This window comes from Amycolatopsis sp. WAC 04197 (assembly GCF_003947475.1).
Classification (GTDB): Bacteria; Actinomycetota; Actinomycetes; order Mycobacteriales; family Pseudonocardiaceae; genus Amycolatopsis; species Amycolatopsis japonica.
The window spans coordinates 210,886-237,532 of the sequence record NZ_QHJK01000007.1 but is presented as its reverse complement, the minus strand read 5'-3'; the positions used below and the strand labels follow the sequence as shown (position 1 = coordinate 237,532).

At 69.0% G+C, this 26,647-nt stretch carries 21 protein-coding genes; 10 read left to right on the top strand and 11 right to left on the bottom strand.

The features are described from left to right. Positions 1-136: 136 nt before the first annotated feature. On the bottom strand, positions 137-1,297 hold the full coding sequence (locus DMC64_RS25170; RefSeq protein WP_125735532.1) for a glycoside hydrolase family 105 protein: 1,161 nt from the start codon (positions 1,295-1,297) through the stop codon (positions 137-139). Positions 1,298-1,535: 238 nt separating this feature from the next. On the opposite strand from DMC64_RS25170, the gene folP reads away from it, so the two are divergent. Beyond that, positions 1,536-2,402, top strand: a complete 867-nt coding sequence (folP, locus tag DMC64_RS25165) for a dihydropteroate synthase (protein ID WP_125735531.1) — start codon at positions 1,536-1,538, stop codon at positions 2,400-2,402. A gap of 214 nt (positions 2,403-2,616) precedes the next feature. Here the strand turns inward: folP and DMC64_RS25160 are convergent, their stop codons facing one another. Beyond that, positions 2,617-4,137 carry a sensor histidine kinase gene (locus DMC64_RS25160; protein ID WP_125735796.1) on the bottom strand — a complete coding sequence of 507 codons (1,521 nt, stop codon included), beginning with the start codon at positions 4,135-4,137 and terminating at the stop codon, positions 2,617-2,619. Positions 4,138-4,354: 217 nt separating this feature from the next. Between DMC64_RS25160 and DMC64_RS25155 the strand changes: the two genes are divergently transcribed. From DMC64_RS25155 to DMC64_RS25140, 4 genes are all read left to right on the top strand, one after another. After that, the gene (locus DMC64_RS25155) at positions 4,355-5,416 is read left to right on the top strand and encodes an ABC transporter substrate-binding protein (protein WP_037346589.1); all 1,062 of its coding nucleotides are present in this window, start codon (positions 4,355-4,357) and stop codon (positions 5,414-5,416) included. 16 nt (positions 5,417-5,432) lie between these two features. Further along, positions 5,433-6,215, top strand: coding sequence for an ABC transporter ATP-binding protein (locus tag DMC64_RS25150; RefSeq protein ID WP_037346592.1), 783 nt, complete (start codon positions 5,433-5,435; stop codon positions 6,213-6,215). Continuing rightward, entirely contained in the window at positions 6,202-7,095 is an 894-nt protein-coding gene (locus DMC64_RS25145; protein WP_037346594.1) for an ABC transporter permease, read from the top strand. The genes DMC64_RS25150 and DMC64_RS25145 overlap by 14 nt, the downstream gene beginning before the upstream one ends. Before the next feature lie 90 nt (positions 7,096-7,185). After that, on the top strand, positions 7,186-8,118 hold the full coding sequence (locus DMC64_RS25140; protein ID WP_125735530.1) for an acyl-ACP desaturase: 933 nt from the start codon (positions 7,186-7,188) through the stop codon (positions 8,116-8,118). 135 nt (positions 8,119-8,253) lie between these two features. Here the strand turns inward: DMC64_RS25140 and DMC64_RS25135 are convergent, their stop codons facing one another. Continuing rightward, a complete protein-coding gene (locus DMC64_RS25135; protein WP_125735529.1) occupies positions 8,254-9,891 on the bottom strand; it encodes a DEAD/DEAH box helicase in 1,638 nt (545 codons plus the stop codon). Positions 9,892-10,164: 273 nt separating this feature from the next. Between DMC64_RS25135 and DMC64_RS25130 the strand changes: the two genes are divergently transcribed. Together DMC64_RS25130 and DMC64_RS25125 are read left to right on the top strand one after the other, a co-directional pair. Then, complete coding sequence (locus DMC64_RS25130) at positions 10,165-11,502, top strand: serine hydrolase (protein ID WP_125735528.1); 1,338 nt, start codon at positions 10,165-10,167, stop codon at positions 11,500-11,502. A gap of 25 nt (positions 11,503-11,527) precedes the next feature. Beyond that, positions 11,528-13,258: an acyl-CoA dehydrogenase gene (locus tag DMC64_RS25125; protein ID WP_199755087.1), complete on the top strand. Its 1,731-nt coding sequence runs from the start codon at positions 11,528-11,530 to the stop codon at positions 13,256-13,258. Between the two features lie 69 nt (positions 13,259-13,327). Here DMC64_RS25125 and DMC64_RS25120 read toward each other — a convergent pair whose 3' ends face one another. Beyond that, entirely contained in the window at positions 13,328-15,697 is a 2,370-nt protein-coding gene (locus DMC64_RS25120; protein ID WP_199755086.1) for a Tex family protein, read from the bottom strand. 162 nt (positions 15,698-15,859) lie between these two features. Between DMC64_RS25120 and DMC64_RS25115 the strand changes: the two genes are divergently transcribed. Beyond that, a complete protein-coding gene (locus DMC64_RS25115; RefSeq protein ID WP_125735527.1) occupies positions 15,860-17,350 on the top strand; it encodes a chitinase in 1,491 nt (496 codons plus the stop codon). Between the two features lie 138 nt (positions 17,351-17,488). On the opposite strand, the gene DMC64_RS25110 is transcribed toward DMC64_RS25115, so the two are convergent. The 3 genes from DMC64_RS25110 to DMC64_RS25100 all read right to left on the bottom strand — a co-directional run bounded on the left by DMC64_RS25110 (position 17,489) and on the right by DMC64_RS25100 (position 21,844). After that, positions 17,489-19,156, bottom strand: coding sequence for a GMC oxidoreductase (locus DMC64_RS25110; RefSeq protein ID WP_125735526.1), 1,668 nt, complete (start codon positions 19,154-19,156; stop codon positions 17,489-17,491). Next, positions 19,153-20,610, bottom strand: coding sequence for an NAD(P)/FAD-dependent oxidoreductase (locus DMC64_RS25105; RefSeq protein WP_125735525.1), 1,458 nt, complete (start codon positions 20,608-20,610; stop codon positions 19,153-19,155). The genes DMC64_RS25110 and DMC64_RS25105 overlap by 4 nt, the downstream gene beginning before the upstream one ends. A gap of 130 nt (positions 20,611-20,740) precedes the next feature. Further along, positions 20,741-21,844 (bottom strand): winged helix DNA-binding domain-containing protein, encoded by a 1,104-nt coding sequence (locus DMC64_RS25100; RefSeq protein WP_125735524.1) that lies wholly within the window; start codon positions 21,842-21,844, stop codon positions 20,741-20,743. An 80-nt stretch (positions 21,845-21,924) separates the two neighbouring features. On the opposite strand from DMC64_RS25100, the gene DMC64_RS25095 reads away from it, so the two are divergent. Further along, positions 21,925-22,953 carry an AraC family transcriptional regulator gene (locus DMC64_RS25095; RefSeq protein ID WP_125735523.1) on the top strand — a complete coding sequence of 343 codons (1,029 nt, stop codon included), beginning with the start codon at positions 21,925-21,927 and terminating at the stop codon, positions 22,951-22,953. On the opposite strand, the gene DMC64_RS25090 is transcribed toward DMC64_RS25095, so the two are convergent. Further along, on the bottom strand, positions 22,880-23,545 hold the full coding sequence (locus DMC64_RS25090; protein ID WP_125735522.1) for a TetR/AcrR family transcriptional regulator: 666 nt from the start codon (positions 23,543-23,545) through the stop codon (positions 22,880-22,882). The two genes, DMC64_RS25095 and DMC64_RS25090, sit on opposite strands and share 74 nt — an antisense overlap. 125 nt (positions 23,546-23,670) lie before the next feature. Here DMC64_RS25090 and DMC64_RS25085 point away from each other — a divergent pair, with 125 nt between their 5' ends. Beyond that, positions 23,671-23,949 (top strand): hypothetical protein, encoded by a 279-nt coding sequence (locus DMC64_RS25085; protein WP_125735521.1) that lies wholly within the window; start codon positions 23,671-23,673, stop codon positions 23,947-23,949. A 340-nt stretch (positions 23,950-24,289) separates the two neighbouring features. On the opposite strand, the gene DMC64_RS25080 is transcribed toward DMC64_RS25085, so the two are convergent. Genes DMC64_RS25080 through paaI form a run of 3 tightly spaced genes read right to left on the bottom strand, consistent with a single transcriptional unit; the run spans position 24,290 to position 26,549 of the window. Further along, a complete protein-coding gene (locus tag DMC64_RS25080) occupies positions 24,290-24,883 on the bottom strand; it encodes a TetR/AcrR family transcriptional regulator (protein WP_034323145.1) in 594 nt (197 codons plus the stop codon). Next, positions 24,880-26,163, bottom strand: coding sequence for a phenylacetate--CoA ligase PaaK (gene paaK / locus DMC64_RS25075; protein ID WP_125735520.1), 1,284 nt, complete (start codon positions 26,161-26,163; stop codon positions 24,880-24,882). The genes DMC64_RS25080 and paaK overlap by 4 nt, the downstream gene beginning before the upstream one ends. Positions 26,164-26,165: 2 nt before the next feature. Further along, a complete protein-coding gene (gene paaI / locus DMC64_RS25070; RefSeq protein ID WP_370324852.1) occupies positions 26,166-26,549 on the bottom strand; it encodes a hydroxyphenylacetyl-CoA thioesterase PaaI in 384 nt (127 codons plus the stop codon). Positions 26,550-26,647: the final 98 nt, after the last annotated feature.

The window sequence follows — 26,647 nt, the reverse complement described above, 5'->3', positions numbered from 1 at the left end:
CCCTCCTGGGAGTGGGCGTCGCAGCACGCGATGTTAGCGCCTCCGGTCAATACCCGGAATCCGGCCGGAAACCGACCGAAGGACGCTTTCCCCAGGTCGGAAGCGGGGAAGGCGTCCTTCGGCCGGTGCGGCGACCTCAGCGGGCGAGTTGCTCATTCATGATGAGGAACGCGCCGAGACCGTGGAAATCGTTGGTGTTGCGTTTACGCGCGTAGTAATACGCCGTGTCGCCGACGTTGGTGCCTTCGGAAATATTCGCGATATCGGTCAATCCGTCGGAACCGGTCGAAACCTGGGACAGAACCCCGCGGTAGCCCTTCGCGGCCACTGGTCCGTACTCCGGGCCGACGTAGCCGCGTTGCACCGCGCGGGACAGCAGGAACGTGTACATCGCCGAAGCCGACGTCTCCAGCCAGTTGTCCTTGTCGCCGCCCCGGTCGACGACCTGGAACCAGCGGCCCGAAGCCCGGTCCTGCCAGCGCCGGTAGCCGGCCGCGAGGAATCCGACGACGTCCACGAGACGACGCCGCCGCGGATGGTCGCGGGGAAGGATTTCGAGGAGGTCGATCGCCGTCATCCCGAGCCAGCCGATCGCCCGCCCCCAGTGGTACTTCGAATGCCGTCCGGCGCCCGAAGCCCACGGTTCCGAGCCGTCCTCGTCGTAGGCGTGGTAGAGCAGGCCCTTGGCGGGTTCCTTGAGGTGGTCGAAATAGACGCTGACGTTCTTCGCGGCCTCTTCGTAGCAGTAGCCGGCATCGCCGAAGGTCTTGCCGTACAGGGCGAGGAACGGCTGCGCCATGTACACGCCGTCCGCCCACAACTGCCCGACCCGGCTCGTGGCGTGGAACATCCCGCCGTCGGACGTCCGGGGATAGGACGGGAAGCGGCCGCGCAGCTGCTCCGCCGCGGTCTTGTACTTCTCCTGCCCAGTTTCGGTGTACAGCAAGGGGAACATCTGCCCGGAGCGCATCGCGTCCAGATTGGTGAACCCGTTGGAAATGCCGCTGTCGGTGACGAATCGGTCGTACCACGCGAGGATGTAGTCGAGGTAGGACTTCTCGCCGGTGCGCCGGTACACCAGGTATTGGCCGTAGAGGTAGAGACCACGGGTGTAGCCCCAGCCGCCGAGCGTGGCCGGGGTGTGGCGTTTCATCGTCGAGTCGACGACCGCGCGCGACCAGTCCACCGGCGCCGCGGTGGCCACGCCGGGCAGGGTGAGCGCGCCGAGGGCGCCCGCGGTTCCCGCCAGCACGGTGCGTCGCGAAAGCCGTGCCGCGCGAAGAGGATCCGGTGCCATTCGAGGTCCTTCCTGCGCCGGGGAACCGGGAGAATGAGTGGCCGGGACGCCGATCCGCCGTCCGTCGCCATCCCGGCCGAACAACGTCTACCCGCGTGTTCGACGGCGAGTCAAGAGAGATCCGATCTCTTACGTCATATATCAGATATGCCACTCGAATGGGCGCTCCCGGTCGCCGGGACGGTCCCGCTGGGCGGCACTTTCCGTCCCCTGGCCCGCGCTCGCCTACGATCGGTGCGTGAACGAGCTGACCTTCCGCGGGCGCCGCGTCGCCAGGGACCGCGCCCTGGTCATGGCTATCGTCAACCGGACCCCCGATTCGTTCTACGACAAGGGCGCGACCTTCTCGGATCCGGACGCGCTCGCCGCCGTCGCCAGGGTGGTGGCGGAGGGCGCCGACATCGTGGACATCGGCGGGGTCAAGGCGGGCCCCGGCGCGGACGTCGACGTCGAGGAAGAGATCCGACGAGTGGTCCCGTTCGTCGAGCGGATCCGCGAACTGCATCCCGACCTGGTGATCAGCGTCGACACCTGGCGTCACGAGGTGGGCAGGCGCGCGGCGGAGGCCGGCGCGGATCTGATCAACGACACCTGGGCGGGCGCCGATCCGAAACTGGCCGAGGTCGCCGCGGAATTCGGCACCGGTTACGTCTGCTCGCACACCGGGAACGCCGTCCCGCGCACCCGCCCGTTCCGGGTGCGCTACCCGGACGTCGTCGCGGACGTCGTCGCGGAGACGACGGCCCACGCCGAAGCCGTCGTGGCGCTCGGTGTCCCGCGGGAAGGGGTGCTGATCGACCCGACGCACGACTTCGGCAAGAACACGTGGCACAGCCTCGCGCTCCTGCGGCACGCGCGGGAACTGGCGGACACCGGCTGGCCGGTGCTGATGGCACTGTCCAATAAGGACTTCGTCGGGGAGACGCTCGGCGTGGAACTCGCGGAGCGGGTCGACGGCACTCTCGCCGCGACGGCCTGGGCGGTGGCCGAAGGGGCGAAGGTGTTCCGGGTGCACGAAGTGCGGCGTACCCGGCATGTTCTGGAGATGGTCGCGTCGATCCAGGGTGTGCGGCCGCCGGCGCGCGCGATCCGCGGCCTCGCTTAGCCGCGGTCGGTCGCCAGCGCGATTCGGTCTGCGATCGGGCATTTCGCGTGACCGCGGGGACGACACTGGTGATCAGATGGACGACACGCGTGACTGGATGGACGACACGCGCACGTGGCCGGGTCCGCCGCGAGTCGTCCACCTGGACACGCGTGTCGTCCATCTGATCACGCGTGTCGTCCCCGCAATCACGCGCGCCGGACCGCGGCAGGGGCTAGGCGTCCAAGGGGATGACGGCCGAAACCGTGGTGCCCGAGCCGGGTTCGCTCGCGACGGTCAGTTCGCCGCCGAGCGCGCGCACCCGGTCACGGAGGCCGTGCAGCCCGGAACCGCCGCCGAGGTCGGCCGTGCCGACGCCGTCGTCGTGGACGTCCACCCGCAGGCCGTCCTCCCCGACGCGGATGCACACCCGGACCTGCTCGGCTTGCGCGTGTTTCAACGCGTTGGTGACCGCCTCCGAGACGACGAAGTACGCCGTCGCCTCGACGGCGCCGCTGAGCCGGGGTACGTCCGCCCCCGCGAGGTCGACGGCGATCGGGACGCGGTCCAGCAGCGACCGGACGGCGGGGATCAGCCCGGCCTCGGTGAGGATCGGGGGCCGCAGTCCGCGTGCGAGTTCACGCAATTCGGTGACGGTGGCCTGCAGTTCGTCGATCGTGCCGGCCAGCAGGGTCGCGACGGCGGGCGTGAGGTCCTCCCCGAGCCGTCGTTCCGCCATCCGCAGCAGCAGTACGACGCTGACCAGGCGTTGCTGTGCCCCGTCGTGCAGGTCGCGTTCGACCCGCCGCCGCTCGTCGTCGGCGGCGGCGACGATCCGGGCGCGGGAGGCCTGGACCTCGACGAGACGTTCCTCCAGTTCCGCGGCCAGCCGCTGGTTGTCCAGCACGAGCCCGGCGGCGGCGTTGAGCGCGTCGATCGACCGGCTGTCCTTCCACACCTCGTCGTCCTGCACGAGCGCGGCCAGCCCGGAGCCGTCGCGTTCCAGCAGGAGCCGGATCATCTCCGCGTTGCCGACCCGCGCCCGCAGCACCCCGATCAGGAACGTCAGCGGCCACAGGCAGAACGAGATCCGGTAGACGTCCAGCAGCGGTTCGGAGAACGGGTGCCCGGAGCCGAGCGCGCTGCCGACCGTGGTGCTCACCGCGCCGACCACGGCGATCGCGAGGACGGGGGAGAGCAGTCGCCGCTGCGGGAGCCGCCCGGCGAGCCAGCGGTAGAGCAGCACCACCACGACCCCGCCGCCGATCAGCGCGCCGACCAGCTCCAGCAGCCGTTTGACCAGTTGTTCGGCCTCCGGCGAGGCGGCGACCGCGGCGAGGTTCCGCGGATCGTCGTTGACCAGCAGGCCGAGGACCGCCGATCCGAAGACCACGGCGTACGCGGAGAACGCGAGGATCCGCTCCCCACGGGACCGGAGTTTCCCGTGGGGGAAGGCGAGTACGAGATGCGCGATCACCGGACTGGACGCGGCCGAGAGCGCCAAGCCGAGGGTGTGCGTGAGCGGCTCGTCGGAGAACTGGAGGTCCTCGGTGAACAACGCGAGCCCGGCCAGTGCGATGAGCAGGCCGATGGGGTTCGAGGCCCGGCGCACGTGCGCGACGGCGCCGGCGAGGAGGAAGAGGAACCCCGTCGTGGACGACAGGGTGGTGTCGAGCACGGTGTGCGTGCCGTCGGCGATCTTGAGCGTCGTCGCGACGACGCCCATGCCGATACCGGCGGTCAGCACGCCCGCCATCGCGACGGTCCGAGGGTGCGTCACCACTAAGCGTGATTCGTCCGTTCGGCCCGGACCGTTACACCGGTCCTGGTATGTGGAACACCTGTTCCGCCAGGTGTCAAGGATTCTCAGCATCTTTCCCGTCATTCGGATGGCGATGCAGGCACGTGGGTGAACATGCGACTCTCGCGCCACCACCCGAGCCGAAGTCGTACCCTCCGAAAGGCGACCTTCCGTGAGCACCCACCACAGAACCCGTTTGCTGGCCGCGGCCTTCGCCGCCTTGACCTTGGCTGGCGGGATCGCGGGGTGTTCACGTGCGGACAGCGGCGCCGCCCCGGCGGAGCAGAAGAGCCAGGGCGCCGCGGCCGAGGTGCGTGTCGGGTACTTCCCCAACGTGACGCACGCGCCCGCGCTGATCGGCGTCAAGAACGGCTTCTTCGCCAAGGAAATCGGCTCGACGAAGCTCACCACGCAGACGTTCAACGCGGGACCCGAAGAGGTCAACGCGCTGCTCGGCAACTCGCTCGACATCGCCTTCATCGGCTCCGGGCCCGCGATCAACGCCTTCACCAAGTCCAAGGGCGCCATCCAGCTGGTCTCCGGCGCGGTCACCGGCGGCGCGCAGCTGGTGGTGAAGCCCGAGATCACCGCTCCCGAGCAGCTCACCGGCAAGAACATCGCGACACCGTCGCTGGCGAACACCCAGGACGTCGCGCTCAAGAAGTTCATCGCCGAAAAGAAGCTGCCCGACGTCAAGATCACCAACCTCGAGAACCCGAAGACGTTCGACGCCTTCAAGAAGGGCGAGCTCGACGGCGGTTGGCTGCCCGAACCGTGGTCCTCACGGCTCGTGCTGGACGCGGGCGCGAAGGTCCTGCTGGACGAGAAGAACCTCTGGCCGGAGGGCAAGTTCCCGACCACGGTCGTGATCGTCCGCAGCGAGTTCCTGCAGCAGCACCCGGAGACCGTCACCGCCATCCTCAAGGGTGAACTCGCCGCCATCGAGTGGGCGAAGACCAACCCCGCCGAGGCGAAGAAGGTGGTCAACGGAGAACTCAAGGCGCTCGCGGGCAGCACACTGAGCGAGGCCGTCCTCGACCGCGCGTTCTCCGGTATCGAACTCGGCATCGATCCGGTGGCGTCGACCTTCACCCAGCTCGCGCAGGACTCGGTGACCGCGGGCGTGGTGAAGTCCGCGGTGGACCTCAAGGGGTTCGCCGATTTCGGCCCGCTCAACGCCGTGCTCAAAGAGCAGGGCAAGCCCGGCGTGAACGCGCCCGGGCTGACGAAGTGACCGGAGGGGATCAGCGATGACGACCACCTTGGAGCCCGGCTTGTCCACCGAGGTCGCCGTGCGGCTCGACGGGGTGCGGAAGGCGTTCGGGCCGACCGGCCGCGCCGTCGTGGCCCTCGACGGGATGGACCTGACGGTCGCGCCCGGCGAGTTCGTCTGTCTCCTCGGCGCCTCCGGCTGTGGCAAGAGCACCCTGCTGAACCTGGTCGCCGGCCTCGACCAGCCGACGTCGGGCTCGATCACGCTCGAAACCTCCCGGCCCGCGGTCATGTTCCAGGAAGCCGCGCTGATGCCGTGGCTGACCGCGGCCCGCAACGTGGAACTGCCGCTGCGGCTCGCCGGTTTCGGGCGGGCCGAGCGCCGCGAGAAGGCGGCCGAACTGCTCGAACTCGTCCGCCTCGGCGGCGCGGGCGACAAGCGGCCGCACGAGCTGTCCGGCGGGATGCGGCAGCGTGTCGCGCTCGCCAGGGCGCTGGCCGCGACCCTGCGCGTCGGCGGTGACGCGGAGCAGTCGCTGCTGCTGATGGACGAGCCGTTCGCCGCGCTCGACGCCATCACCCGCGACGTCCTGCAGGGTGAACTGCTGCGTGTCTACCGCAGCACCGGCACCTCCGTGCTGTTCGTGACCCACGACGTCCGCGAGGCCGTCCGGCTGGGCCAGCGGGTCGTGCTGCTGTCGTCGCGGCCGGGCCGGGTCGTGCGGGAATGGCGCGACGTCCAGGCTTCCGACGCCGAAGAGCTGACCCTGGAGATCACCGGTCACCTCCGGGAGGTGATCAGTACCCATGCCGCGGCTTGACCGCCCTGAAGCCGCGGTGGAAGACGCCGACGAGGCCGTCGGCGCGGGACTCGATTCGCTCGACACCCCGACCGGGGAACGCCGGGAAAGCCGGGGCAAGCGGTTCCTGCGCGGCTTCGTGCCGCCGGTGGTCTTCCTGGCGCTGCTGGTCGCGCTGTGGCAGGCGCTCTGGGCCGCCGCGTTCTGGCCGGAGGCGATGCTGCCCGCGCCGCTCGCGGTATGGGACGAACTCGTCGGGATCACCGTCGACGGCGAGATCTTCGAATTCGTCTGGACGTCGGTGCACCGGGCGGCGCTGGGCTTCCTGATCGGCGTGGTCATCGGGACCCCGCTCGGCCTGCTGGTGGCGAAGGTCCGCATCGTGCGCGCCGCGGTCGGGCCGTTCCTGACCGGGCTGCAGAGCCTTCCGTCGGTGGCGTGGGTGCCGGCGGCGATCCTGTGGTTCGGGCTGAACGACGCTTCGATCTACTTCGTGGTGTTGCTGGGTTCGGTGCCTTCGATCGCGAACGGCCTCGTCTCGGGCATCGACCAGATCCCCCCGATCCTGCCGCGCGTCGGGCAGGTGATGGGCGCGAACCGGCTCTCGTCGGCCAGGCACATCCTGCTGCCCGCCGCGTTGCCCGGGTTCCTCGCCGGGCTCAAACAGGGCTGGGCGTTCTCGTGGCGTTCGCTGATGGCCGCCGAGCTGATCGCGCTGTCCCCGGCGCTGGGCAAGGGGCTCGGCGCGTACCTCAACGAGGGCTCGTCGTTCAACAGCATGGAGGCCGTGATGTCGGCGATCTTCCTGATCCTGCTGGTCGGCGTCGGTATCGAGCTGCTGGTGTTCCGTCCGCTGGAGCGTTCGGTGCTGCGGGCGAGGGGGCTGACGGCCTCGCTGTAAGTCGTTCATCTTCCGGAGGTGGCAAACCTACGACACCGTAAGTTACGGTGTCGTAGGTAGCGTTTTCCGTACCCTGGAAGGACGAAACGCATGGCGGTCCCCGAAACCACCCGGCTGATGCTCGAGCTCGAGGGGACGGTCGAGGAGAACCTCAACCGGCATCTCTCGGTCGCCAAGGAATGGATGCCGCACGAGTACGTGCCGTGGGACGAGGGCCGGAACTTCGCCGATCTCGGCGGCGAGGCGTGGGATCCCGAGCAGTCGCGGGTGTCGCCGATCGCGCGGACGTCCCTGGAGGTCAACCTCCTCACCGAGGACAACCTGCCGAGCTACCACCGCGAGATCGAGCGTGCCTTCGGCCGCGACGGCGCGTGGGGGACGTGGGTGCACCGGTGGACCGCCGAGGAGGGTCGCCACGGCATCTGCATCCGCGACTATCTGCTGGTGACGCGTGCGGTCGATCCGGTCGAGCTGGAGCGTATGCGGATGCAGACCATGGAAGTCGGCTACGACAGCGGCGACAAGGCGCTGCTGAACGTCTTCGCGTACGTGTCCTTCCAGGAGCTGGCGACACGGATCTCGCACCGCAACACCGGGAAGTACACGCAGGATCCGTTGTGCGAGAAGCTGCTCGCGCGGGTCGCCATGGACGAGAACCTGCACATGCTCTTCTACCGCAACCTGGTGCAGGCGTCGCTGGAGCTTTCACCCGACGCGATGATGCGCGCCATCACCGACGAGGTCGTCCAGTTCCAGATGCCGGGCGCGGTGATCCCGAGTTTCGTGCGGAAGGCCGCGCTGATCGCGAAGGCGGGCATCTACGACCTGCGGATCCACCACGACGAGGTGATCTGGCCGCTGCTGCGGCAGTGGAAGATCTTCGAGCTCGAAGGGCTCGGCGAGGTGGGGGAGAAGGCGCGGGACGAACTCGACCAGTTCCTGAAGGCCCTCGACACCCAGGCGTCACGTTTCGAAGAACGTCGCGCGGCCGCCGAGGCCCGCTCCGCCGCCCGTCGCTCGTGATCGGAGCCGTCACTCGCGTGATCAGAGGCGTAACTCGCGTGATTGGAGCCGGATCACGGAGTTACGCCTTCAATCACGCGAGTCACGCCTCCGGACACGCGTGATCCGCCTTCGATCACGCGTGTCCGGGGTGGATCAGCGCGAGCGGCGCGAGCCGGCCCGGGTTCCCGAAGAGAACGCGGCGGCACCACCACGACGGGCCGGAGCACCGCCGGACTGGTTCCGCGAGGATTGCGACTTCGACGCGCCGGAGCCGCGGCGCGGCTGCGCCTCGGCGGCGGCGCGACGGCCTTGACCGCCCTTGGGCGCGCCTTCGCGACGTCCGGTGGACTCGGCACCGCGACGGCCCTGGCCCGCGGAAGCGCCGCGACGGTCGCCTTCGGTACGGGGCTGACGCGAACGGCCGTCCGAGGAGCCACCGCGACGTCCGCCGCCGGAAGCGCCACGGCCACCGGCCGAGGGACCGCGGCCACGACCACCGCGGGCACCGCGCCCGCCGCGAGCCGGACGCTCTTCGTCGTCACCCTTGGCCGGGATGGCCTCACCGGACGCGGTGACCTTCTTCGGCCGCGTGTCCACGATCGGCCGCCGCGGCGACGCGGTGAACGAACGCTCACCGGGCGCCAGCTCCGACAGCAGAGGGTGGCCGGGGCCGAGCTGCGTCGTGGTCGGCTTGATACCCGCCTTGCGGGTGAGGTCGCGGACGTCGCCGACCTGCGCGTCGGTCATCAGCGTGACGACGGTGCCGGACGCCCCGGCCCGCGCGGTCCGGCCGGAGCGGTGCAGGTACGCCTTGTGCTCGACCGGCGGGTCGGCGTGGATGACGAGCGTGACGTCGTCGACGTGGATACCGCGCGCGGCGATGTCGGTCGCGACCAGCGTCTTCGCCGCGCCGGACGCGAACGCCTCCAGGTTGCGGGTCCGCGCCGTCTGGCCGAGGTTGCCGTGCAGTTCGACCGCCGGCACACCGGAGGCCATGAGCTTGCGCGTCAGCTGCTTGGCGCGATGCTTCGTGCGGGTGAACACGAGCGTGCGGCCCGGGGCGGCGGTGAGGTCGATCAGGACCGGCAGCCGGTGGGTCTCCTCCAGGTGCAGCACGTGGTGCTTCATGGTCGCGACCGGCGACTGCGCCGAGTCGACGCTGTGCGTCACCGGGTCGTGCATGAAGCGCTTGACCAGCACGTCGACACCCGCGTCGAGGGTCGCGGAGAACAGCAGCCGCTGCCCGCGCTCCGGGGTCTCGGCCATGATGCGCCGCACGTCGGGCAGGAAGCCGAGGTCGGCCATGTGGTCGGCCTCGTCCAGCACGGTGATCTCGACGTGGTCGAGCTTCGCCTCGCCGGACCGCATGTGGTCGGCGAGCCTGCCGGGGCAGGCGACGACGATGTCGACGCCGTCACGCAGGCGGGTGATCTGCGGGTTCGGGCTGACCCCGCCGAAGATCGTGGTGACCTTGAGGCCGAGCGGTTTGGCCAGCGGCAGGAACGACGCCTCGATCTGGGTCGCCAGCTCGCGGGTCGGCGCCAGGACCAGCGCGCGCGGGCGGCCGGGGCGGCGCCGCGTCGGGCCGTCGGCGAGCCGGGCGAGGACGGGCAGCACGAAACCGTACGTCTTGCCGGAGCCGGTGCGGCCGCGGCCGAGGACGTCCCGGCCTGCCAGCGAATGCGGCAGCGTGGCGGCCTGGATCGGGAACGGGCTGGTGACGCCCTGTTCGGCGAGCGCGTCGACGATCGTCTTGGACAGGCCGAGTTCGGTGAAGGTAGGTGTGCTCATAAGCGTGTGGGCGCACGGGCGCCCTGGTATCTCCGTAAGAGTAGAAACGGTTGTCCTGCCCGGCGCAGACCTCGGGGGCCGCGGCGCGTGGTCTTCGACAACGAAACGCGGCCCGAGGCAGAACTGAGCGGACCGCAAGGCCAGTGTACTGGGTCGTGATCTCCCGGGCTACGTGATATCGCCCGCACCGGCCCGCCGATGTTCGTCGGTTCGTACGAGCCGGACCCGCCCTCACGGTGAAACGCTGACCTGACCGGACGAAAGGGGACACGGGTGTCGAACGTTCAGGAACTGCAAGGGGTGCTCGACGAGGAGGCGCGTCGCGCGAGCGTCCCCGGGGCCGTGGTGGGGGTGACGCACCGGGGCGAGGAGTCGGTGTTCGCCACCGGAGTGTCCAGTGTGGACACCGGGCTCCCGGTCGATCCCGGCACGTTGTTCATGATCGGCTCCACCAGCAAGACGTTCGCCGCGGCCGCCGTCATGGCACTGGTCGAAGACGGGGTGCTGGACCTGGACCGGCCGGTCGTCGAACATCTTCCCGATCTCCCGCTGGCGGATCCGGTGGCGCGGAAGACGGTGACTCTGCGCCATCTGCTCACGCATTCGGCCGGGTTCCTCGGCGACGTGGACTTCACCACCGGGTGGGGTGACGACGCGCTGGCCCTCGCGATCGCGAAGTTCGGCGAACTCCCGCAGAATTTCGCGCCCGGCGAGGTGTTCTCCTACTGCAACGCCGGGTTCCAGCTGGCCGGGCGGGTCGTCGAGGTGGCCGCGGGCGAGCCTTTCGAGGACGTCGTCCGCGCCCGGCTGCTCGAACCGCTCGGCATGACCGAGTCGTATTACCTGCCGTGGGAGGTGCTCACCCGGCGTCACGCCGTCGGTCACGTCCTGCGAGACGGCGGACCGGCGGTCGAGCACACCGTGGGCCTGACCCGCGCGGACAGCGCGAGCGGCGGTCTCTGGTCGACGGCGGGTGACCAGCTGAAGTGGGCGCGGTTCTTCCTGACCGGCGAGGCCGAGGGGAAGGTGCCGCTCAGCGAGGCCACCCGCGATCTCCTGCGCGCGCCGCAGCGCAAGGCCGCGCTGCGGTTCGAGGAGGTCGGCCTGAGCTGGCTGCACACGACTCACGGCGAGGCCCGGCTGGTCCGGCACGGCGGCAACGTGAGCAATCTGCAGCTGTCGGAGTTCGTGACCTTGCCCGAGCACGATTTCGCCGTCACGGTGCTGACCAACAGCGCGGGCGGATCGGCGCTGGGCGCCAAGATCGTCGACTGGTGCCTGGAGAAGGTGGTCGGGCTGCCGCCGCTCGTGAGCCCGCCGCCCGTGCCCCAGCCGGATATCGCCGAGTACCTGGGCCGCTACCAGACCGGTGACCTGACGTTCGTGATCAGCGACCGGGACGGCGCCCTCTGCGCTCAGATGGTCGCCGATATCGAGGACTTCCCGTCGCCTCCGCCGTTCGAGGCCGTGTTCGTCGGCGACGACGCGATCGCCCCGGCCGCGGACACCCGCAAGCCCACCGCGCGGTTCCTGCGGGACGAGCGTGGACGGGTGACTTCGGTCGAGTTCGGTGGCCGGACGGCGAAGCGAGGCGCTACGGTTACCGGGTAGTAACTTCGGCTGACCAGGAGTGACCATGAGCGAAAAGGCGACCGCGTTGTTGCTGAACCCGGGTGGGTACGACCCCCAGCAGTTCGACCCGGAGACGCGTCGCCTGTTGCGTGCCACCATCGAGTGGTTCGAACAGCGTGGCAAGCGCAAGCTCGTCGAGGACTACCACGACCGGACCTTCTACGCGGACTTCATCGAGTTCGCGGGCAAGGAAGGGCTGTTCTCGACCTTCCTCACTCCCGGCGCCAACGCCGAGGGGAACCCCGACAAGCGCTGGGACACCGCGCGGGTCGCGGCCCTGTCGGAAGTCCTCGGCTTCTATGGCTTGAATTATTGGTACCCGTGGCAGGTCACCATCCTCGGCCTGGGCCCGGTGTGGCAGAGCGCGAACGAGGCCGCCCGCAAACGCGCGGCGGACTCGCTCGCGGCCGGCGGCGTCGCCGCGTTCGGACTGTCCGAAAAGGAGCACGGGGCCGACATCTACTCGTCGGACCTCGTGCTCACCCCGGACGGTGCGGGCGGTTACCGCGCGAACGGCTCGAAGTACTACATCGGCAACGGGAACTGCGCGCGGACGGTGTCGGTCTTCGGCCGCATCGAAGGTGTCGAGGGGCCGGACCAGTACGTGTTCTTCTACGCGGACTCGGAACACCCGAACTACCGCGTGGTGAAGAACGTCGTGCCTTCGCAGATGTACGTCGCCGAGTTCGAGCTCAACGACTACCCAGTGTCCGAAGAGGACATCCTGCACGTCGGCGCCGAAGCGTTCTCCGCGGCGCTGAACACGGTCAACATCGGCAAGTTCAACCTGTGCTTCGGCGGTATCGGGATGTCGACGCACTCGCTGTACGAGGCGATCACGCACGCGCACAACCGGGTGCTCTACGGCAAGAAGGTCACCGATTTCCCGCACGTGCGCAGGGAATTCGTCGAGGCGTACGCGCGGCTCGTCGCGATGAAGCTGTTCTCCGACCGCGCCGTGGACTACTTCCGCAGCGCGAACGCGGACGACCGCCGGTACCTGCTGTTCAACCCGATCACCAAGATGAAGGTGACCACCGAGGCGCAGAAGGTCATCGGCCTGGTCGCGGATGTGGTGGCGGCCAAGGGTTTCGAGGCCGACACCTATCTCGCGATGTCCAAGAACGACATCGACGGCCTGCCGAAGCTCGAAGGCACGGTGGCGGTGAACCTCGCGCTGATCGCGAAGTTCGTGCCCGCGTACCTGTTCGCGCCGCAGGCCTACGAGCCGGTGCCGACCCGTTCCGACGCGGCGGACGACGAGTTCCTGTTCCGCCAGGGCCCCGCGCGCGGGCTGTCGAAGGTGCGGTTCCACGACTGGCGCGAGGCCTACGCCAAGGCGTCCGCGATCCCGAATGTCGCGCGGTTCACCGAACAGGCCGAGGCGCTGGTGAAGCTGTTCACCGACGCGGCCCCGGACGAGGCGCAGCAGCAGGACCTCGACTTCGGCCTCGCGCTGACCGAGCTGTTCACGCTGGTCGTCTACGGGCAGCTGGTGCTGGAGCAGGCGGAGATCACCGGGATCGAGACCGAGGTCGTCGACCAGATCTTCGCCGTGCTGGTGCAGGACTTCAGCGTCGCGGCGATCGACCTGCACGGGAAGTCGTCCTCGACCGAGGCGCAGCAGGCGCTGGCGCTCGCATCGATCCGCAAGCCGGTCGTGGACGCGGACCGCTTCGACCACGTGTGGTCCCTGGTCCGCGATCTCTCCGGTACCTACGCGATGAACCCCTGACCCAAGTACATGAAGGCCCCCATCCTTGCGCCTAGGTACAGGATGGGGGCCTTCATGTACTTCTGAGCCTTACTTGCCGAAACCGGCCTTCCGGAGCGCGTCCGCCATGGCGCCGCCGCCTCCGAAGTTGCCGCCGCGGTCCCGGCCGCCACCACGGCCGCCCTGGCCGCCGCGCTGGCCGCCTTGACGCTGTCCGCCCTGGCCGCGGTCACGACCCCCGCCGCCCTGCTCGCGGGCGGGCTTGCCGGGCTCGTCGTCCAGGCGCAGGGTCAGCGAGATCCGCTTGCGCGGCACGTCGACCTCGAGCACCTTCACCTTGACGATGTCGCCCGGCTTCACGACCTCACGCGGGTCCTTGACGAAGTTCTTCGACAGCGCCGAGACGTGCGCGAGCCCGTCCTGGTGCACGCCGACGTCGATGAACGCGCCGAACGCGGCCACGTTCGTCACGACGCCTTCCAGCCGCATCCCCGGCTTGAGGTCGCCGATCTTCTCGACACCGTCGGCGAAGGTCGCGGTCTTGAACGCCGGACGCGGGTCGCGGCCCGGCTTTTCGAGTTCGGAGAGGATGTCGGTCACCGTCGGGAGACCGAAGGTGTCGTCGACGAATTCCGACGGCTTGAGTGCCTGCAGCGTCCGCGTGTTGCCGATCAGCGAACGGATGTCGGTGCCGGTCGACGAAAGGATCCGCCGCACCACCGGATACGCCGCGGGGTGCACCGAGGACGAGTCGAGCGGGTCGTCGCCGTCCGGGATCCGGAGGAAGCCCGCGCACTGCTCGAAGGCCTTCGGGCCCAGCCGCGCGACCTCCTTGAGCCCGCTGCGGGTCTTGAACGGCCCGTTCTCGTCGCGGTGCGCGACGATGTTCTCGGCCAGCGTCGTCGTGATCCCCGAAACGCGGGTCAGCAGCGGCGCCGACGCGGTGTTGACGTCCACGCCGACGGCGTTCACACAGTCTTCGACCACCGCGTCGAGTGACCGCGACAGCGAGATCTCCGACAGGTCGTGCTGGTACTGCCCGACGCCGATCGACTTCGGGTCGATCTTCACCAGTTCCGCCAGCGGGTCCTGCAGCCGCCGCGCGATCGAGACCGCGCCGCGCAGCGAGACGTCCATGCCCGGCAGTTCCTGCGAAGCGAACGCCGACGCCGAGTAGACCGACGCGCCGGCCTCCGAGACGACGGCCTTCGTCAGCTTGAGTTCCGGGTGCTTCTTGATCAGTTCGCCGGCGAGCTTGTCGGTCTCGCGCGACGCGGTGCCGTTGCCGATCGAGATCAGGTCCACCTTGTGCCGGGCGCACAGCGCGGCGAGTTCGGCGATGGACTGGTCCCATTTGTTCGCGGGCTGGTGCGGGTAGATCACGTGCGTGTCGACGACCTTGCCGGTCGCGTCGACGACGGCGACCTTGACGCCGGTGCGGAAGCCCGGGTCGAGGCCCATCGTGGCGCGGGTGCCGGCCGGGGCGGCGAGCAGCAGGTCGCGCAGGTTCGCGGCGAACACGCGGACGGCGTCGTCCTCGGCCGACTGGCGCAGCCGCATCCGCAGGTCGATCCCCAGGTGCAGCAGGATCTTCGTCCGCCACGCCCAGCGGACGGTGTCGCCGAGCCACTTGTCGGCCGGGCGCCCCTCGTTGGCGATGCCGAACTTGTGCGCGATCCGGTTCTCGTACTCGGTCGGCCCGGTGCGCGGTTCTTCGGAGGGCTCCTCCGACTCCATCGACAGGTCGAGGATCTCTTCCTTCTCGCCGCGGAACATCGCGAGGATCCGGTGCGAGGGGAGCTTGGTGTAGGGCTCGGAGAAGTCGAAGTAGTCGGAGAACTTCGCGCCCTCTTCGGCCTTGCCGTCGCGGACCTTCGAGGCCAGGCGGCCTTCCGCCCACATCTTCTCGCGCAGCTCGCCGATCAGGTCGGCGTCTTCGGCGAAGCGCTCGACGAGGATCGCGCGGGCACCGTCCAAGGCGGCCTGTGCGTCCGCGACACCCTTGTCGGCGTCGACGAACACCGCGGCGGCGGCCTGCGGGTCGGTGTTCGGGTCGCTCAGCAGCCCGTCGGCGAGCGGCTCCAGGCCGGCCTCGCGGGCGATCATCGCCTTCGTCCGCCGCTTGGGCTTGTACGGCAGGTAGATGTCCTCGAGACGGGACTTGGTGTCGGCCGCCATGATCGACGCTTCGAGCGCCTCGTCCAGCTTGCCCTGGCTGCGGATCGACTCCAGCACCGCGACCTTGCGCTCGCCGAGTTCCCGCAGGTAGCGGAGGCGTTCTTCGAGGGTCCGGAGCTGGGTGTCGTCCAGCATCCCGGTGACCTCTTTGCGGTACCGGGCGATGAACGGCACGGTCGATCCGCCGTCCAGCAGGTCGACGGCCGCCTTGACCTGCCCCTCGCGCACGCCGAGTTCTTCGGCGATCTTCTGCTCGACTGTCTGCAGGCCCTGCACGCTCACTCCCACGCTCCTGAAATCCGCCCTCGGGTGCTCTCGGACCCTGCATTCTGCCGCTCGCGCCGAGCCGACTTTCGTATGGCCTCCCCTAACCGAACCCTTGACAGTTGTATTGGTCTGTACCATTTTGATGTGGCCGACATCACCCGTTCGTGGAGGCCAGTCGTGAAAGTGAAGCCGAAACACGCGTTCCTCGCCCTGCTGTCGTCACTGGCCGTGTGCCTGGGGGTGACTTTCGCGGTCTCGGGCAACGCCTCGGCCGCCAACATCCTGACCAATCCGGGCTTCGAACTCGGGACCACGAGCGGCTGGACCTGCTCAGGCACGTCCTCCGTGGTCACCACGCCGGTCCACTCGGGAAGCCGCGCGCTCAGCGCCACCCCGGCCGGACAGGACAACGCCCGCTGCTCGCAGAGCGTGCCGGTCAAGGCCAACACCGCGTACACGCTTTCGGCGTGGGTGCAGGGCAGCTACACCTATCTCGGTGTCACCGGCACCGGGACGGGTGACAAGAACACCTGGACCCCGGGCGGCGGCAGCTGGAGCCAGCTCTCGCTGAGCTTCACCACCGGCGCGTCCACCACCAGCGTCGAGATCTACCTGCACAGCTGGTACGGCCAGCCCGCGTACTTCGCCGACGACGTGAACCTCGACGGCCCCGGCGGCTCGCCCACCACGACGCCGACCACGCCGACGACGTCCACGAGCCCGACGACCACCACGTCGAACCCGCCGACGACCACGACGAGCACCCCGCCGACCGGGAACCTGCCTAAGCACGTGATCACCGGCTACTGGCAGAACTTCTACAACGGCGCGAAGGCGCTCAAGCTCGCCGACGTCCCGACGAAGTACAACATCATCGCGGTGTCCTTCGCGGACGCGACGACCACGCCGGGCGCGGTCACCTTCACCCTCGACTCCGGTCTGTCGAGCCAGCTCGGCGGCTACACCGACGCGCAGTTCAAGGCCGACATCAAGACGGCGCAGGCGCGCGGGCAGAAGGTCATCCTGTCCGTCGGCGGTGAGAAGGGCACGATCCGCGTCGACTCCTCGGCCGCGGCGACGAACTTCTCCAACAGCATGAAGTCGCTCATCGCGACCTACGGTTTCGACGGCGTCGACATCGACCTCGAGAACGGCGTCAACGCGACCTACATGGCGCAGGCGCTGCGCAGCATCCACGCGGCGGGCGGCACCGTCATCACCATGGCGCCGCAGACGATCGACATGCAGAGCCCGGCGGCGGAGTACTTCAAGCTGGCGCTGAACGTCAAGGACATCCTGACCATCGTCAACATGCAGTACTACAACAGCGGCTCGATGCTCGGCTGCGACCAGAAGGTCTACTCGCAGGGCACGGTCGACTTCCTCACCGCGCTGGCGTGCATCCAGCTGCAGAGCGGTCTGCGGGCCGATCAGGTCGGTCTCGGCCTGCCCGCCTCCGGTTCGGCCGCGGGCGGCGGCTACCAGGCGCCCGGCAACACGGTCAGCGCGCTGAACTGCCTCGCGAAGGGCACGAACTGCGGCTCGTTCAAGCCTTCGACGACGTACCCGGCGATCCGCGGCGCGATGACCTGGTCGATCAACTGGGACGCCTCGCAGGGCTACGCGTGGTCGAACACGGTGAGCGCGGGCCTGGCCGGCCTCCCGTGATGATCCGCTAGACCGGGGCGGGGCACCGTCGTCGCGCGGGCGACGGTGCTCCGCCCCTTCCACTTCACGCGTTTCGTCCTCTGGATGCGGTAGTTGGCAGGGCGAACTACCGCATCCAGAGGACGAAACGCGCGGGGGTCAGAGGGGCGTGAGGGGCAGGCGGAGGGCCGCCGGGGCCTCCGGAGGGACGACGGGCTTCAGCGGGGCGACGGGGGACAGGCGCCGGTAGGCGGAGCCGAGCGGCGGCCGGGGATCGTCCTCGCCTTTGTTGGGCCACAACGACATCGCGCGTTCCGCCTGCGCGGTGATGGTCAGCGACGGGTTCACGCCGAGGTTCGCCGAGATCGCCGAGCCGTCGGCGATGTGCAGCCCCGGATATCCGTGCACCCGCTGGTAAGGATCGACGACGCCGGTCTCGGCGCTGTCGCCGATCGCGCAGCCGCCGATGAAATGGCCGGTGATCGGGATGTTCGCCAGATCCGTCCACGCTCCCTGCGCCAGCCCGCCGATCTTGTCAGCCACCCGCCGTGTGACCTCATGCCCGGCCGGGATCCACTCGGGGTTCGGCTCGCCGATGCCCTGTTTCGTGGTCATCCGGCGGCCGAAGAGCCCGCGTTTCGTGTACGTGGTCACGGAATTGTTCAGCGTCTGCATGACCAGCAGCCCGACCATCCGCTCCGACCAGCGTCGCGGGTTGTGCAGCCGCACCAGGTTCCGCCGGTTCCGCCACAGTTCGCGCGCGCCCAGCACCCATCGGCGTTTGCCCGGTTCGGCGTCGACGAGCACCGTCGTCAGCACGCCCATGAAGTTGCTGCCCTTGCCGTAGCGCACCGGTTCGACATGCGTGACGGCGTCGGGATGGATCGACGACGTGATCGCGACGCCGCGCGTGAAGTCCGTGTCGTCGCGCAGCGAGCGCGCGGCGAGGACGGCCTCGGAGTTCGTCCTGGCGAGCAGACCCAACCGCGGCGACAGTTCGGGCAGGATGCCCGAATCCTTGAGCGAGTGCAGAAGTCGTTGCGTGCCCAGGGAAGCGGCGGCGAACACGACCTGCTCGGCGGTGAAGGTCCGCTTGGCCTTGCGGAGCCATCGTCCTGTTCGGACGGTGTCGACCGCGTAGCCGCCGCCGATCGGCCGGACCGACACCGCGGTGGTCAGCGGATGGACCTCCGCGCCCGCCTTCTCCGCCAGGTACAGGTAGTTCTTGACGGTCGTGTTCTTCGCGCCCACCCGGCAGCCGGTCATGCATTCACCGCAGTGCGTGCACGGTTTCCGCAGCGGACCCTCACCGCCGAAGAACGGGTCGACGTCGCGCGCGCCGAAATGGACGCCGACCGGGGTCGGCCGGTAGGTGTCCGCGATCCCCATGTCCTCGGCGACTTCCCGCAGCACGCGGTCGGCCGGGGTGACCAGCGGGTTCTCGACCACGCCCAGCATCCGTTTCGCCTGGTCGTAATGCGGGGCGAGTTCGGCCTTCCAGTCGGTGATGTGCGCCCACTGTGGATCCCGGTAGAAGGTCTCCGGAGGCTCGTAGAGCGTGTTCGCGTAGACGAGCGAGCCACCGCCGACACCCGCGCCGCTCAGGACGAACGTGTTCTTCAGCAGGGTCAGGCGCTGGATACCGAAGCAGCCCAGTTTCGGCGCCCACAGGTATTTCCGCAGCCGCCAGGAGGTCTTCGCGAACTCGTCGTCGGCGAAGCGGCGTCCGGTCTCCAGCACGCCGACGCGATAGCCCTTCTCGGTGAGCCGCAACGCGGTCACGCTGCCGCCGAAACCGGAGCCGATCACCAGCACGTCGTAGTTCACCGCGGTCCCGCCGTCCGGTAGTCGCCGAGGTCGAGCGTCTTCGTCCGGCGGTCGTATTCGGTGACCAGACCGGGCCAGTTCGTGCTCACGCGCCCGTTCTCCTGGCGGTACCAGCTGGCGCAGGACGTCCAGACGCTCTTGCCCAGCCGCCGCTGGATCTCCTCGTCGTACCGTTGCTCGACCTCCGGGACGACGTCCATATAGGACACTTCGGGTTTCGCGAGGTGTTCGACGGCCTGGCGGATGTAGCGGGCCTGCCGTTCGATCATGTAGATGATGGAGCCCGCGCCGAGGTTCGTGTTGGGGCCGTAGACGCAGAACAGGTTCGGGAAACCCGGCACGGTCATGCCGAGGTACGCCCGCGCGCCGCCCTTCCACGCGTCCGACAACGCCTTTCCGCCGAGGCCTTCCACCTTCAGCTCGCCGAGGAAGTCGGTCGCCGCGAAACCGGTGCCGTAGACGATGACGTCCGCCTCGTGCTCGACGCCGTCCTCGGTGAGCACGCCGGACGGGGTGATCGCGCTGATGCGCCGCGTCTCGACGGCGACGTTGTGCTGCGCCAGCGCGGGCAGGTATTCGTTGGTGAACAGGATCCGTTTGCAGCCCAGCGGGTAGTCCGGGGTGAGTTTCTCGCGCAGCGCCGGGTCCTTGATGTGACGGCGGCGCAGCTGGGCCGTCCGCAGCTCGAAGACCTTGGCCAGCAACGGATGCTTCGTCATCGCGTACGTCGCGTATTCGGCGAGCAGGAAGATCCGGAGCCTGCCGAGTAACTGGGTGGCGGGCAGGTGCCGGAACAGCCGCTGCTGCCAGCGCCGGTAGCTGGTGTCCCGTTTCGCCATGATGTAGGGCGCGGTGCGCTGGAAGACGGTCAGTTCGGCCGCCTGGCGCTGGAGTTCGGGCACGAACTGGATCGCGCTCGCGCCGGTGCCGATCACCGCGACCTTCTTGCCGCGCACGTCGACGTCGTGATCCCAGTGCGCGGAGTGGAAACTGGTGCCTTCGAAGGTCTCCTGGCCGGGGATGTCCGGCTGGACGGGGCGCGAGAGCTGGCCGACGGCGGGGACGAAGACGTTCGCCTCATACGTCTCGCCACCCGCGGTCTCCACCCGCCAGAGCCCGCGCTCCTCGTCGAAGGCCGCGGAGGTGACGCGGACGCCGAACCGGATGTGCGGTTCGAGCCCGTAGCGGCGCACCACGCGTTTGAGGTACTCGTGGATGTCCGGTTGCAGCGAGAACCGCTTCGGCCAGTCGGGATTGGGCTCGTAGGAGAACGAGTACAGCGGCGACGGGATGTCGCAGCCCGCGCCGGGGTACGTGTTCTCCCGCCAGACGCCTCCGGGTTCGTCGGCGCTCTCCAGGATGGTGAAGTCGTCGAAGCCGGCGCGTTTGAGCTCGATCGCCGTCCCGACCCCGCCGAAGCCCGTCCCTACGATCAGCACACTCGTATCGCCCATGCCGATCGAAGTTACCCAGCGGTCACCCCTGGTGGAAGTACACGAGCGGCCACTCGATCGAGATTTCCGGCCACGCCCCTCCCGCATTTCGTCCTCTGAATGCGGTGGTTCGCGCTGCCAACTACCGCATTCAGAGGACGAAATGCACCGAGTGGGTCTCCGCCTGCGGGTGCGCCCAGGCCAGGAGGCGGTGCGCGGAGCTCTCCAGGGTGTCCAGATCGCGCTTCGGGACGCGCTCGAACGGCGTGATCACCACCGAAGCCGCCTTCTTCACCGTCTTGATCTCCCAGAAGCCCTTCACCATGCCGCCGACCAGGATGGTGCCCTTGACCAGGCCGTTCTGCGTGATGACGACCTTGCGGTGCTCGTCGCTGATCACCCGCGTGCGGTCGGCGTAGGACAGGACGGTCTGGTCGAACGGGCCCAGCAGCCGCGCGGGCGCGGGCGTGTCCGGATCCGGACGCGAGGCCTCGGGCAGGTCGAAGAGCTCGCGGCCGTTCTCGTCACGGAACGTCCGCAGCTCCGGCCGCAGCCGCTCGGCGACGTCGCCGAGTTTCGTGATCCCGGCCCAGGCCTGCGCGTCCTGCACGCTGGCAGGCCCGAACGCGGCCAGATAGCGCCGGAACATCGCTTCCGGCGACGGCGCGGTGTCCGGTTCGGCGCCCAGCCAGTCGCCGGTGGTCTGATACGTCGGCTGCCCGGACTTGCCCCAGACGCCGCGCGGTGGGATCTGCACCAGCGGCAGCAGCGCCCGCGCGACGTGTACCAGCGACGACGGCGCGACGCCCTCCCAATGCTTCGCCAGTTCCGCGCCGAGGCCCGCCGACGAAAGCGGCCGCTCGCCCAGCAGCTTGCGGGCGGTGCGGGCGATCTCCTGGTGGTCGAGACCCTTGATGTCGGGGCCGTGCTGGGTGTTGCCGAGCACCGAGCGGTCGTAGAGCGGCTGCACGATGGGGCGCCACGCGAGCGCGTCCGACGGCGTGACCAGGTGCACCGTGCCGCGCATGAGCGCGATCCGCACGACACTCTTGTCCAGCAGGAGGCTCGCCAGGTCTTCCTGGCGGAAGCCGTGCAGCCGGGTCCACAGCGCGAAGTACGGCGGGTTCGGCGCCTGCGCCTGCAGGCCCGCCAGATGCTCGACCGCTTCGAGCGCGGTCATCTTCGAACGCCGGAGCAGCAACTGCCGGTCCAGCATGGCGCGGTTCAGCGCGCGCCTGCTCAACGTGTCGGACATGCCGCTCACCCTAAAGGGGATCAAGGACAGTTATGGTCCTCGATGGGCCGATCGTCGCCAGGGGATCCATAATCCCGGCCATGGAACTACCGCCGCCGGTGATCCGGGACTGGGACTACCCGCGCGGCACGGCGAGCATCGTGCTCATGGCCCGCTTCGCCGCCGAAAACGGCGTCGAGGGGCTGGAGTCCTACGAGCACGCCCCCGTGGACGGCCAGGTCGACGCGCGTCAGGAACTCGCGGTGGTCCGGGCCCTGGTCCGCGGGCTCGGCGGCGAGGACGCCGTCGCGCTGCGGCTGAGCAGGCGATACCGGGTCAGCGCGTTTGGCATCTTCGGGTTCGCGTGCATCAGCAGCCCGACGCTGGGGGACGCGATGCGCTTCGCCCTGCGCTATCTGGATCTGAGCTTCACGTTCTGCATCCCGCACGTGACCGTCGAGGCGGGACGGCTCGCGCTCGCCATGGACGACAGCCGCGTGCCCGGCGACGTCGCCCGCTTCCTGCTGCTGCGCGACCTCGGCGCCATCCACACCGTCATGCGTGACATCCTGCCGGACATCTCCTTGCGCTCCCTGGCCTTCCGGCACGACAAACCCTCCACTGTGGACGAATACGTGCGGACCTTCGGGCTGGCGCCGTCGTTCTCGGCGCCGTCACATATCGCCACCCTGGACCCGCTCCTCCTCGACAAACCGCTGCCGCAGGCCAACGACCAGACCGTCGCGGTGTGCGCCGCGCAATGCGAACTGCTGGTGTCGCGGAAACGGGAGCGGTCCGGGATCGCCCAGCAGGTGCGGGAAAGGCTGGTGCGGCTCGGCGGGGTCGACGCGGGTATGGAGGAGGTCGCGCGGCAGCTCGCGCTCAGCCCCCGGACCCTGCGGCGACGGCTGTTCGAGGCCGGGACCGGCTACCGGGCCCTGCTCGACGAGGTCCGCCAGGCGCTGGCGGAGGAACTGCTGGACACCGGCGCGCTCACCGTGGAGGACGTCGCGCTGCGGCTGGGCTACGCGGAGGCGTCGAGTTTCATCTACGCCTTCAAACGCTGGAAGGGGATGACGCCGGCGGCCTATGCCCGGCGGAACGCGTTGCGAGCACGGCCGGGTAGGTGACCCGCAGCAGGTGCAGGATCGACTCGGTGAGGAACACCCGCAGCTCCTCCCGGCCGAGCGTGCCGCGGATCAGCCATTCGCGTGACGCCGCGCGCAGCATCCCGCCGTACGACCGGATCATCGCGCGCAGTTCTTCGCGACCCTCGGTGACGTCGCTCATCAACGCGGCCGCGAGCACGCGATCGGCGGCGATCTCGTCACCCTCCAGCATGATCCGCTCGATCTCCGGATCGCGGCCCACCGCCTCCGGGCCGATCGCCGTCAGCCAGGCCTGCTCGTTGCGCTCGACGACCTCGATCCAATGCCGGACGCTGATCGCGAGCCGCTCTTCAGCGGTCGTCTCCGGCAGGTTCTCGATCACCGGCGCCGGGACGATCATCATCTGCCGGACGACTTCCAGGTACAGCTCGCGTTTGCCGCCGAAGTAGTGGTTGATCAGCGGCCGGGCCACCCCGGCGGCCTTCGCGATGTCCGAGGTCGAAACCGAGGCGTACGTGCCCTCGCCGAACAGCCGCCGGGCCGCGGTCAGGATCTCGGCGCGCCGGGCGGCCGGTTCGAGGCGGCGCCGCCGGGTCTCCGGATCGGTGCTCATGGGCCGAGCGTAACCGTTTCACGTGGCCGTCTGCCGTTACTCATTCGGAACAACCCCTCGGTAACCCCTGGGGCCTTCGCGGCGACGTTCGGGGCGGGGGTACCGGGCGTCATGGGTAGGGACGAATGACCAGTGCTGAGCGCGATCCGGTTCGCCGCGCCGGGCGGTGGGTCAGTGTGCGGCTGCAGCATCGTGACGTCCGCATCCAAGGTGACATCGGGGAGGAAAGCGTCTCCTACGCGGGGATCGTGATCACGAGTTTCGAGAACGGTGCCGAGGTCTGCGAACGCTGGATCCCGCTCGGGGTGGATCCGTCGGAGGCCGACGACGAACAGCTCATCCAGCAACTGCGCGACGCGCTGGTCTGGCAGGCGCGGCGGCCTCCGAAGGCCGCGGGGGAGTAGCGCGGCGCGTGGGTCGTGAAGTGGCGTTTCGGGTCATTCTGCCAAGGGTGTCTTGGCTACCTGCCGGCTTCCGGCCGCGGCCGAGGTTGCGAAAGCCACTTCCGCAACGTTGAAGGTTGCGAAAGTGGCTTTCGCAACCCGCTCGGCGGTAGCCAGCTCTGCCGAGCGTCGTCCGCCCAGACAACGGATGCCGTCCCACCGGTCACGCGCCTAGCAACCCGAAACACTCACGATGCGGCACCTGCGACCGAACCGCCGCTCCCCGTAGCCGACCGGGGCGAAGGCTCCTTTCGTCGCATCAGACTCGGTGAAGGGAGCCTTCAGCCCACGACCGATCCGGCTATTGGGTCCGCAGGCCGTCGAAGGCGATCTTGCACACCGCGTCCGCCAGCTCCGTCCCGGCCGAACCACGACGCGGCCGGTACCACTCGATCAGCGAGTTCACCATGCCGTACAGCAGGCGCGCGGTGACCGCGGGATCGATGTCCGGCCGCACGTCGCCCTCGGTTTCGGCCTGTTTCACCAGTTCCGTGACGAGCCGGTCGAATTCGCGACGCCGCGCGAGCGCCGCCCGTTCGATTTTGGTGTTGCCGCGCACCCGCAGGAGCAGGGTCACGAACGGCAGCTGGTCGACCAGCACGAGAACACTGCCCCGCACCAGATGCTCCAGCTTCTCGATCGCCTTGCCCTCGAAGGATTCCGTCTCGGCGGCGACGGCGAACAGGCCGTTCAGCGCGCGGTCGACGGCGAGCCGTAGCAGCTCCTCCTTGCTCGGCACGTGGTGGTAGATCGCGGATTTCGTGATGCCGAGCTTGCGGGAGAGGTCCTCCATGCTGGTGCCGTCGTAGCCGCGCTCGTTGAACAGCTTCACCGCGACCTGCAGCAGCGACTCGAGGTCGTACCCGGGGCGCCCCCGGCGGGCGGGGGTGCTCAAGCGCGGTCCCGTTCGTCGAGGACGCGGCGCATCTTGCCCAGCGAGCGTTCCAGCGTGTCCGGGTCGACGACCTCGACGCCGACGCTCACGCCGACCCCGTCCTTCACCCCGGCGATCAGCCGGACGGCGGCCTCGGCGCGCTGCTCGGCGGTGGCGTCCGGACGCGCTTCGACGCGGACGGTCAGGTGGTCCATCCGGCCCTTAGTGGACCGGATCAGCTGGAAATGCGGCGCGAGCGCGGGGGTCACCAGCACGACTTCCTCGATCTGCGTGGGGAAGACGTTGACGCCACGCAGGATGATCATGTCATCGCTACGCCCGGTCACCTTCTCCATCCGCCGGTACGCCGGCCGCGCGGTGCCCGGCAGCAGCCTGGTCAGATCGCGCGTGCGGTACCGGATGATCGGCAGCGCCTGCTTGGTGAGCGAGGTGAACAGCAGTTCGCCCTCGCCATCGGTCGGCTTCTCGGTGAACGGGTCGATCACCTCGGGGAAGAAGTGGTCCTCCCAGATGTGCAGCCCGTCCTTGGTCTCGACGCATTCCTGCGCGACGCCGGGGCCCATCACCTCGGACAGGCCGTAGATGTCGACCGCGTCGATGCCGACGCGTTCCTCGATCTCCGTGCGCATCTGCTCGGTCCACGGCTCGGCGCCGAAGATGCCGACCTTGAGCGAACTCGTCTGCGGGTCGATGCCCTGCCGCTCGAACTCGTCGAGCAGCGTCAGCATGTACGACGGGGTGACCATGATGATCTCGGGTTTGAAATCGGTGATGATCTGCACCTGCCGCGCGGTCATGCCGCCCGACGCCGGGATCACCGTGCAGCCGAGCTTTTCGGCGCCGTAGTGCGCGCCGAGCCCGCCGGTGAACAGGCCGTAGCCGTAGGCGACGTGGACCTTGTCGCCCGGCCGCCCGCCCGCGGCGCGGATCGAACGCGCCATCACCGTCGCCCAGGTGTCGATGTCTTCGGACGTGTAGCCGACGACGGTCGGTTTCCCGGTGGTGCCGCTGGACGCGTGGATGCGGCTGACCTGCGCCTCCGGCACGGCGAACATGCCGAACGGGTAGTTGTCGCGCAGATCCTGTTTGGTGGTGAACGGGAACTTCGCCAGATCTTCCAGCGCCTTGCAGTCGTCCGGGTGAACGCCCGCCTCGTCGAACTTCCGCGTGTAGAACGGCACGTTGTCGTACGCGTGCCGCAGCGTCCACTGGAGGCGCTTCAGTTGCAGCGCCTGGAGTTCGTCGATGGTGAGGTTCTCGGCTTCGTCGCTGAAAGTCATCGTCACGCCTTCTGGATGGTGCGGCTGCGGCCGCGGAATTCGGCGACGACCTCCGGCCCGTCGGGGGTCTCCCGGTGCACGGTGACGTCGTAGATGCCGTTGCGGCCGTAGCGGGTCCGCTCGGTGGCGGTGGCGATGAGGTGGTCGCCGAGTTTGCCCGCCGCGACGAAGGAGATCTCCGCGCCGGCCGCGACGGTCACCGGTCCGTGGCTGTTGCAGGCGCAGGCGAAGGTCGTATCGGCCAGCAGGAAGACGTAACCGCCGTGGGCGATGTCGTGGCCGTTGACCATCGCCTCGGTGATCCGCATGGTGGCGACGGCGTGGCCTTCGGCGGCCTCGATCAGCTCGATGCCCAGCGCCTTCGACGCCTGATCGTCGGCGAACATCGTGTGCGCGGCGTTGCCAGTCATACGAGACCACCTGGTTACTGACCGAACGGACGGTTGTTAAAGGGTGCCGCAAGTAAAGGCGCGCTTTCGGGCAG

Bases quoted from the DNA above. Each gene is read 5' to 3' on its own strand.
- DMC64_RS25170 (WP_125735532.1), bottom strand. From the start codon at position 1,297: ATGGCACCGGATCCTCTTCGCGCGGCACGGCTTTCGCGACGCACCGTG.
- DMC64_RS25160 (WP_125735796.1), bottom strand. From the start codon at position 4,137: ATGGCGGGCGTGCTGACCGCCGGTATCGGCATGGGCGTCGTCGCGACG.
- DMC64_RS25150 (WP_037346592.1), top strand. From the start codon at position 5,433: ATGACGACCACCTTGGAGCCCGGCTTGTCCACCGAGGTCGCCGTGCGG.
- DMC64_RS25145 (WP_037346594.1), top strand. From the start codon at position 6,202: ATGCCGCGGCTTGACCGCCCTGAAGCCGCGGTGGAAGACGCCGACGAG.
- DMC64_RS25140 (WP_125735530.1), top strand. From the start codon at position 7,186: ATGGCGGTCCCCGAAACCACCCGGCTGATGCTCGAGCTCGAGGGGACG.
- DMC64_RS25135 (WP_125735529.1), bottom strand. From the start codon at position 9,891: ATGAGCACACCTACCTTCACCGAACTCGGCCTGTCCAAGACGATCGTC.
- DMC64_RS25125 (WP_199755087.1), top strand. From the start codon at position 11,528: ATGAGCGAAAAGGCGACCGCGTTGTTGCTGAACCCGGGTGGGTACGAC.
- DMC64_RS25105 (WP_125735525.1), bottom strand. From the start codon at position 20,610: ATGGGCGATACGAGTGTGCTGATCGTAGGGACGGGCTTCGGCGGGGTC.
- DMC64_RS25100 (WP_125735524.1), bottom strand. From the start codon at position 21,844: ATGTCCGACACGTTGAGCAGGCGCGCGCTGAACCGCGCCATGCTGGAC.
- DMC64_RS25095 (WP_125735523.1), top strand. From the start codon at position 21,925: ATGGAACTACCGCCGCCGGTGATCCGGGACTGGGACTACCCGCGCGGC.
- DMC64_RS25090 (WP_125735522.1), bottom strand. From the start codon at position 23,545: ATGAGCACCGATCCGGAGACCCGGCGGCGCCGCCTCGAACCGGCCGCC.
- DMC64_RS25085 (WP_125735521.1), top strand. From the start codon at position 23,671: ATGACCAGTGCTGAGCGCGATCCGGTTCGCCGCGCCGGGCGGTGGGTC.
- paaK (WP_125735520.1), bottom strand. From the start codon at position 26,163: ATGACTTTCAGCGACGAAGCCGAGAACCTCACCATCGACGAACTCCAG.
- paaI (WP_370324852.1), bottom strand. From the start codon at position 26,549: ATGTTCGCCGACGATCAGGCGTCGAAGGCGCTGGGCATCGAGCTGATC.